The sequence below is a fragment of the Herbaspirillum sp. RV1423 genome (assembly GCF_000577615.1).
In the GTDB taxonomy this organism is placed as follows: domain Bacteria; phylum Pseudomonadota; class Gammaproteobacteria; order Burkholderiales; family Burkholderiaceae_D; genus Herbaspirillum.
On record NZ_CBXX010000076.1, the window covers coordinates 1 to 7,057 of the forward strand.

Annotated in this window: 6 protein-coding genes and 3 pseudogenes; 8 read left to right on the forward strand and 1 reads right to left on the reverse strand. The window is 55.9% G+C overall.

The window, feature by feature from the left end:
* The first annotated feature begins 315 nt into the window (after positions 1 to 315).
* Entirely contained in the window at positions 316 to 957 is a 642-nt protein-coding gene (locus tag RV1423_RS28040) for a GntR family transcriptional regulator (RefSeq protein ID WP_011801849.1), read from the forward strand.
* A gap of 4 nt (positions 958 to 961) precedes the next feature.
* On the forward strand, positions 962 to 1,921 hold the full coding sequence (locus RV1423_RS28045; RefSeq protein WP_011801848.1) for a proline dehydrogenase family protein: 960 nt from the start codon (positions 962 to 964) through the stop codon (positions 1,919 to 1,921).
* Positions 1,922 to 2,397: 476 nt separating this feature from the next.
* Here RV1423_RS28045 and istB read toward each other — a convergent pair whose 3' ends face one another.
* Positions 2,398 to 3,159, reverse strand: a complete 762-nt coding sequence (gene istB / locus RV1423_RS28050) for an IS21-like element helper ATPase IstB (protein ID WP_304413369.1) — start codon at positions 3,157 to 3,159, stop codon at positions 2,398 to 2,400.
* Between the two features lie 437 nt (positions 3,160 to 3,596).
* Here istB and RV1423_RS30885 point away from each other — a divergent pair.
* From RV1423_RS30885 to RV1423_RS28075, 6 genes and pseudogenes are all read left to right on the forward strand, one after another.
* Positions 3,597 to 3,815, forward strand: a pseudogene (locus tag RV1423_RS30885) (2Fe-2S iron-sulfur cluster binding domain-containing protein); the annotation flags it as partial.
* Positions 3,808 to 4,140 (forward strand): annotated as a pseudogene (gene nagH, locus RV1423_RS28055) (dalicylate 5-hydroxylase small oxygenase NagH); the annotation flags it as partial. The pseudogenes RV1423_RS30885 and nagH, both read left to right, overlap by 8 nt.
* A gap of 9 nt (positions 4,141 to 4,149) precedes the next feature.
* Positions 4,150 to 4,464, forward strand: coding sequence for a naphthalene 1,2-dioxygenase/salicylate 5-hydroxylase systems ferredoxin NagAb (gene nagAb / locus RV1423_RS28060; protein ID WP_011801845.1), 315 nt, complete (start codon positions 4,150 to 4,152; stop codon positions 4,462 to 4,464).
* Between the two features lie 35 nt (positions 4,465 to 4,499).
* Positions 4,500 to 5,672: an ABC transporter substrate-binding protein gene (locus tag RV1423_RS28065; RefSeq protein ID WP_011801844.1), complete on the forward strand. Its 1,173-nt coding sequence runs from the start codon at positions 4,500 to 4,502 to the stop codon at positions 5,670 to 5,672.
* Positions 5,672 to 6,598 (forward strand): branched-chain amino acid ABC transporter permease, encoded by a 927-nt coding sequence (locus RV1423_RS28070; RefSeq protein ID WP_011801843.1) that lies wholly within the window; start codon positions 5,672 to 5,674, stop codon positions 6,596 to 6,598. The genes RV1423_RS28065 and RV1423_RS28070 overlap by 1 nt, the downstream gene beginning before the upstream one ends.
* Positions 6,595 to 7,057, forward strand: a pseudogene (locus RV1423_RS28075) (branched-chain amino acid ABC transporter permease); the annotation flags it as partial. The gene RV1423_RS28070 and the pseudogene RV1423_RS28075, both read left to right, overlap by 4 nt.

Here is a 7,057-nt window from a genome sequence, read left to right on the forward strand (position 1 = left end):
GATTACCGCAAAAACCGCTATTGCAAAATCATGCAAAATCGCGCATCCTTGCACCCCAGTTTGAGCCCCTGATTTGATTGGTCCAAGTGGCGCCATTACGCCGAAAACGGGTGGCGTCTTAATGCCGGTAATTCACACGGGAGCCAGATTCAGCAGGAACTGCGTCGGGACCGCGTAGTCACAATGTCAGCCGTTCCGTCTAACCTTGGCCAGGAGGACGTGCCGTTTTAGGGTGGTTCACTGACAGCAACAGACTGCCTTTGATGATTGAATTTATGTATACTTAAAAAATGAATTCAACAATCCCAAAGCCTAATGAAAGCACTTAACGCAGAGACGACCATCGTTCGGAACCTGCGCAACGCCATAGCTCGGGGGACGCTGATGCCTGGCTCCCCACTTCTGCAAGATGAGTTGGCTTTCCGATTTAAGGTGTCAAGAGTTCCCATTCGTGATGCACTCAAAGCTCTAGAGGCTGATGGCCTCATTACGTTTTTGGCGAACCGCACGGCGATAGTGACTGTATTGACCGTCGAGGACATTGAAGAAATCTTCAACATCCGGCGGATGCTTGAGTGCGATTTGATACGCCGAGCAACGATGCTGGCTACTTCCATAGACCAAAGGGAAGTTCAGAAGATTCTGAGCCAATTGGATACAGCTACTTCGGGCACTCAGTTCGCCAAACTTGACCGTGAGTTCCATGCCGCCATGTATCAACCTGCAAAGCAACCACGTCAGCAGGTGATTGTTGACAAGATGGGGCAGCAACTCGCTCGCTTTTATGGCTCCACACTTGACTTCCGCAGCTACCACCAAGACTGCCAGGGTAGTCATCACGAAATAGCAGATGCATTTCTGCGCCGAGAGGGCGACAGGGCCGCCACCTGTCTAGACCGGCATTTGACCTTGGCAAAGCAAAAAATTCTGGCGCTCGTATCCATCAATAAGGAGTAAATCGGTGAGAAGACTATGGCAGATGACGATGATTAAGTTGGCTCGCTCGCAGCGGGTAAAAGCATGGGCACAGTCATCTCGTGCGGGAACAGCACTGGCGACTCGCTACGTAGCAGGAAGCAACGTTGTTGAAGGCGTTGCCTGTGCGACCCAACTGTTGCGAAACAAGCAAATCCGAGCCTCCCTGTTCTATCTCGGGGAGTATGTTGATACGCCGGAACTGGTTGCGCAGAATGTTGCCGCCAAGATTGCTGTAGCGACGGCTCTTGGTGACGCAGGTTTGGACGTTCATGTCTCCGTTGACCCAACTCAAATTGGACATCAGCTCAATCCCGCAATAGCGAGGCAGAACGCGTTCCGCATTGCAGAGGCCATTGCTTTAGCGAGCCGAAGTCACGCGGGGAGCCATATGCTGATGCTGGACATGGAAGACCAAGGGGTTACTGATGCAACACTGGCCCTCCACAACGATATTCGTGCAGCCGGATTGCCTGTCGCCGTCACCTTGCAGGCCTACCTGAAACGAAGCGCCAATGATATGAATTCGCTGATTTCCTCTGGTGCAACGGTACGACTGGTGAAAGGGGCTTTTGCCGCCGGAGCTGATGTTGCCTACACAACTCGGCGCGAAGTCAAGAGTAATTCGCGCAACCTTATTGACTTGATGTTTTCAAAGGATGCCAAGGCAACAGGCTTCAAACCTATCATTGCAACCCATGACGACGAGTTGCAGCACTATGCTTCGCAGCGTGCGAAAGAACAAGGCTGGGTCAAAGGGGTCGAATACGAATTCGAGATGCTTCTAGGAGTTCACAGCGAATTGGCTGAATTGCAAGCTTCCAATGGCGAACGTGTCAGGCTGTACACACCGTTCGGAAGTGACTGGTGGCCGCACGCGATGCGTCGCATAGGAGAAAACCCAGCCAATGGGATGTTGCTTGCTCGCTCACTCGTTTCCGGCTAACCGGAAAAAGCACAGCTCATCCATTCCATCGCATGAATCAGTTGCAAGCGATTCGGAACCGTCCGTCAGCAGTCGCTCACCCTGCAAGTCCAGGTTTCGGCAAATGCCGCCAGCTTTCAGACAGCTAATGGAAAAACCGCGCTCAACCGCCATATTTGCGCGCTTTTAGACCGCCGCTAACAGCAGTTGGTTCCCTGATGGCCACTTCAAATTCCCCCACCTTTGGCCAGTCAAATTCCCCCAGGCAGGACGGCTAAATTATCAGTCTTTTGGTGTGACTGCCGCTGGCCTGCGATCGTGGTAATTTCTCCCTGGTTTTCTTGGGGTTTTTATAAATGGCTGTTTGGCAAGCGCCAGCGCGTCAGGCCCAAGGCAAACACCGGGGAGCGGTGGTCAACTGTCGCACCGGTGCGCAGCACCGGCTGTCCACAGGCCCGCCCTGTGGGCAGGACAGTTGTCCACGGCGGGCGGGTTGATCACGCGGCGCTGGCACTGGCGATGCGCGAGGCAGCCTCCTTGAGCCGGTAACTCTTGCCCTCGAACGCCAGCAGGGCCGAGCGGTGCATCAGCCGGTCCAGAATGGTCGTACTCATCGTGTTGTCGCCCAGGTATTTGCCCCAATCCTCAACAATGCGGTTGGAGGTCACCACGATGGAGCGGCGCAGCTTGTAGCGCCGGTGCACCACCGTCTGCAGCAACTCGGCAGCACCGTCGGAGATGCTCCGCGCGAGAAACAGATCATCGAGCACCAGCAAAGCTGGCTCCAGCATGCCCTTGAGCAGTTTTTCCTGCTCAATCGGGCTGGCCAGGCAGTAATGCGCAAACACGCTGTCAGCCTCCACGTAACGCACGTCATAGCCCTGCAAGGTGGCCTGGTAGGCGACAGCTTTGGCGATGTGGCTCTTGCCGGTGCCGGGCTTGCCAATGAGCAGCCCATTGATCCCCTCGGTGATGAACTTCAAGGTATGCAACTCAAAGCAGGCCTGGCGTGGCACCTTGGGGTTGAAGTGCCAATCAAAGTCTGCCAGCGTCAACCGCTCATCGAGCCCGCACTGCTTGAAACGCCGCTCGGTCAAACGCGATCGCCTGCGGTCAAGTTCGTCTTGCAGCAGCATGCAGAAGGTTTCAAGGAAAGGTTGTTCGCTGGCCTGGGCTTGCAGGACACGGGTGTCCAGCGTGGCCGCCATGCCCGACAGGCGCAACTCGATGAGGGCGCGTTCAATCTCATGTTTGCCCATGGTCATTGTGATACCCCTGCTTGGTTTTGTGCTCGGTGTGGTGCCTGAGTCGCGGCCAGCGTGGCGCTTTCCCTCGGGTAGTGAGGGGGTTAAGGTAACGTCCTGCCGGGTATTGACCAAGGCGCTGCAACAGCTGGGTTTAACCAGCCATCACGCCGCGCTCAGGGTGGGGGAATTTGAGGTGGCCACAAGTGGGGGAATTTGGGTGGCCATCAGGGGGTTGAAGACAACCAGAAGATTTAGGTCAATTTCACGCAGATCCATGCATCACCCCAATATTCACAACGGTGATTATATCTATTGGATTTTCTTTATAGACTTATATCAACGGTGTCTCCATAATTCCTCCAAACAGGAGACAAAGGCATCAGCCTCAACATATGGAACTCGTCGTAAAACCTCTCAACGTGCGTCTGAATGTGGACAGCTGAAGCAATCTGCTGGACGTGCTCAGAGCCAACCAATTGCCAATTTCCTACAGCTGCATGTCAGGGCGCTGCGGTACCTGCCGTTGCCGTGTGCTGTCAGGTCAGGTGCGCAGCAGTGGACCTGAGGCCGGCAGACCACACACTGGAAAAGACGACTACGTACTGGCATGCCAATCGGTGCTGACCGACAACTGCGTGATCGAATTGCCCGAGGTCGACGAGGTTGTGCCTGCTGGCATTGGAGAGCAAGAACATGATTCGCGACCGGGTGTATGGCGTCAAGGAGACTTTGTACCACGACCCCTATTACCAGCGTCACATCGTAGGTACCCCTCGCGTGGTGTCCGTGGAGCGCAACATCTATGGCGAGCGCATCACCTCGGAGGCCAATTACACGGTTATCAGGACCAAATATGACGGGGATTCGACGGTATTCAACGTTGGCTATTACCGCGATCTGATCGTGAGAACGCCTGAAGGGTTGAAGTTTCAGTCGCGTCTTTGCGTCTACGACAGTGAAATGATCGCCAATTCCATCATCTATCCAATTTAAGGACAAACCATGGCTGAAAACTGGATGGATGCAGCAGCGCTTTCGGATGTTCCCGAGGGTGATGTTATGGCAGTGCAGGTAGCGGGCAAGGAGATTGCGTTGTACGAGGTTGACGGCGAGGTCTTCGCAACGGACAACATCTGCACCCACGGCCATGCGCGCTTGAGCGACGGCTTTCTTGAAGGCCGTGAAATCGAGTGCCCCTTGCATCAGGGGAGATTTGATGTTTGCTCCGGCCTGGCGATGTGCGCCCCCTTGACCGAGAACATCAAGACTTACGCAGTCCGTATTGAAAACATGCGCGTGATGCTGAAACTCGACTGAATTGACCCAACTTATTGAATTATTAGGAGACAAACATGAAAACTCATTCCATCGTCAAGACCATTGCATACAGCATGGCCGTGCTTAGCCTGTCCGCTGCCCATGCAGAGGTCAAAATTGGCTTTACAGCTCCCCTGTCCGGACCTGTTGCTGCTGTTGGCCAAGACCAGTACGACGGCTTCATGCTGGGCATCGAAGCCTTGGGCAAAAAGCTGGGCGGCGAAGAGGTCACGGTCGTGCGTGAAGATGACCAGCTTAAGCCTGAGTTGGGCAACCAGATTGCGCGCAAATTGATTGATCGCGACAAGGTGGACGCCATTGTGGGGCTGGGATTCTCCAACGTGCTGATGGCCAGCTTGCCGCGCATCGTGGAGTCTGGAACGGTCGCCATTGCAACCAATGCAGGTCCATCCCCGCTGGCAGGAGCCGGCTGCCTGGCCAATGTGTTTTCGATGGCCTGGCAAAACGACGGTACCGCTGAGGCCATGGGCAAGTTCGCTCAAGACAGCGGCTACAAGCGTGTCTATCTGATGGCCCCCAACTACCAGGCCGGCAAAGACTATGTTGCTGGCTTCAAGCGCTATTTCAAGGGCCAGGTCGCCGATGAGGTGTACACCCAGGTCAACCAGCCTGACTACTCCGCCGAAATCGCGCAACTGCAGGCTGCCGGACCAGATGCCGTGTTCGTGTTCTATCCGGGTGGCATGGGCGTGAACTTCGTCAAACAGTTCAGCCAGGCCGGCCTGATGAAGAAGCTCCCGCTGTTGTCTGCCTTCACCGTGGATGGCACCACCCTGCCTTCCTTGCGCGACGCGGCCGTCGGGACGATTTCGGGCGCCATGTGGGATGTGGCGCTGAAGACGCCTGGCAATACCGAGTTCATTGCCAGCTTTAACAAGAAGTACGGTCGCGTTCCCAGTCATTACGCGGCTGTAGGTTATGACACCGCAAAGCTGCTGGACATTGCCGTACGCAAGGTCAAGGGAAACACGTCCGACAAGGTGGCATTCGCAGCCGCAGTCAAGTCTGCAGGTGCCGAGTTGAAGTCGATCCGGGGTCCGTTCCGGTTCAATAGCAACAACATGCCGGTGCAGAACTACTACGCCTTCCAGACTGTCAAGGAAGGCAGTGCGGTCACCGTCAAACAGTTGAGCACACCCTTGCCCGACCATCAAGATTCCTACGTCGCGCAGTGCAAGGCTAAGTGATGTCAGCCACCTTGCTCATCGCGCAGTTGCTCAACGGCCTGCAGTACGGCGTCATGCTGTTTCTGCTGGCTGCAGGCCTGACCCTGGTGTTTGGCATCATGAGCTTCGTCAACCTGGCGCATGGTTCGATGTACATGCTGGGCGCCTATGCTGCGGCCGTGGTTGGCGTGCGAACCGACTCCTTTGCCTTGGGTGTGTTGGCTGCAGTTGTGACGGGTGGGGTCGTGGGTCTGGTTCTGGAAAAGCTTGCGGTATCCAAACTCTACCGGCGTGACCACCTTGATCATGTCTTGGCGACCTTTGGCCTGGTGCTCTTCTTCAATGAAGTGGTGCGCATGATCTGGGGTCCCCAGCCCATGTTTGTTTCACTGCCCGAGTCACTTTCCGGTACCGTCGAATTCCTGGGCTTTACCTATCCCAGCTACCGCTTCCTGATCATTGTGGTGGGTCTGCTGGTGGCCGCTGGCAGTCAGTGGCTGATTCACAAGACCCGCGTTGGGATGTTGATACGTGCCGGCTCGGTCAACCCGCAAATAGTGGCCGCCTTGGGTGTCAACATCAAGCTGCTCAACGCCATGTTGTTCGCACTGGGGTCCGCCCTGGCTGCCCTGGCCGGTGCCATGGCCGGCCCGATCCTGTCGGTGCAAAGCGGCATGGGTGAGCCCGTGCTGATCACGACGCTGGTGGTGATTGTGATTGGTGGCATTGGCTCGGTGCGTGGCGCACTGTATGCCGGCATCATTGTTGGCCTGGTCGATACGCTGGGGCGAACCTTTTTGCCCATGCTCATACGCGTCTTTGCCGATCGGGAGATCGCCAACGCCGCCGGTCCCGCCCTTGCATCCATGCTGATTTACCTGCTTATGGCGGTGATCCTGGCATGGCGTCCGCAAGGCCTGTTTCCCGCATACAAGGCCAAGTCATGAAAAACCTGATTCGACCGGCACAGCTTATACCGGTACTCCTGCTGCTGGCACTGGCCGTGCTGCCACCGATTGCCATTGGACTGGATGACAACTTCTGGGTTGCCTTCTTCGCTCGCGTCCTGGTGTACGCCATCGCAGCCAGCGCGCTGAACATTGCGCTGGGGTTCGGCGGCTTGGTCAGCCTGGGGCATGCGCTCTTCATCGGCATTGGCATGTACAGCGTTTCGCTGCCGGCCTACTATGGTGTGTCTTCTGGCTGGATTCATTTGGGTATTTGTGTGCTGGTGTGTGCGGTGGTGGGAGGGCTTACCGGACTGATCAGCCTGCGCACCTCCGGCATCGCATTCATCATGATCACGCTGGCCTTCGCGCAAATGGGCTACTTTGTCATCGTCAGTCTGAAGCAGTATGGCGGTGACGATGGCATGAGCATTGCCACCGCCAGTGACTTCCTTGGCT

Coding starts and splice junctions, on each gene's coding strand:
- RV1423_RS28040 (WP_011801849.1), top strand. CDS start 316: ATGAAAGCACTTAACGCAGAGACGACCATCGTTCGGAACCTGCGCAAC.
- istB (WP_304413369.1), bottom strand. CDS start 3,159: ATGGGCAAACATGAGATTGAACGCGCCCTCATCGAGTTGCGCCTGTCG.
- nagAb (WP_011801845.1), top strand. CDS start 4,150: ATGGCTGAAAACTGGATGGATGCAGCAGCGCTTTCGGATGTTCCCGAG.
- RV1423_RS28065 (WP_011801844.1), top strand. CDS start 4,500: ATGAAAACTCATTCCATCGTCAAGACCATTGCATACAGCATGGCCGTG.
- RV1423_RS28070 (WP_011801843.1), top strand. CDS start 5,672: ATGTCAGCCACCTTGCTCATCGCGCAGTTGCTCAACGGCCTGCAGTAC.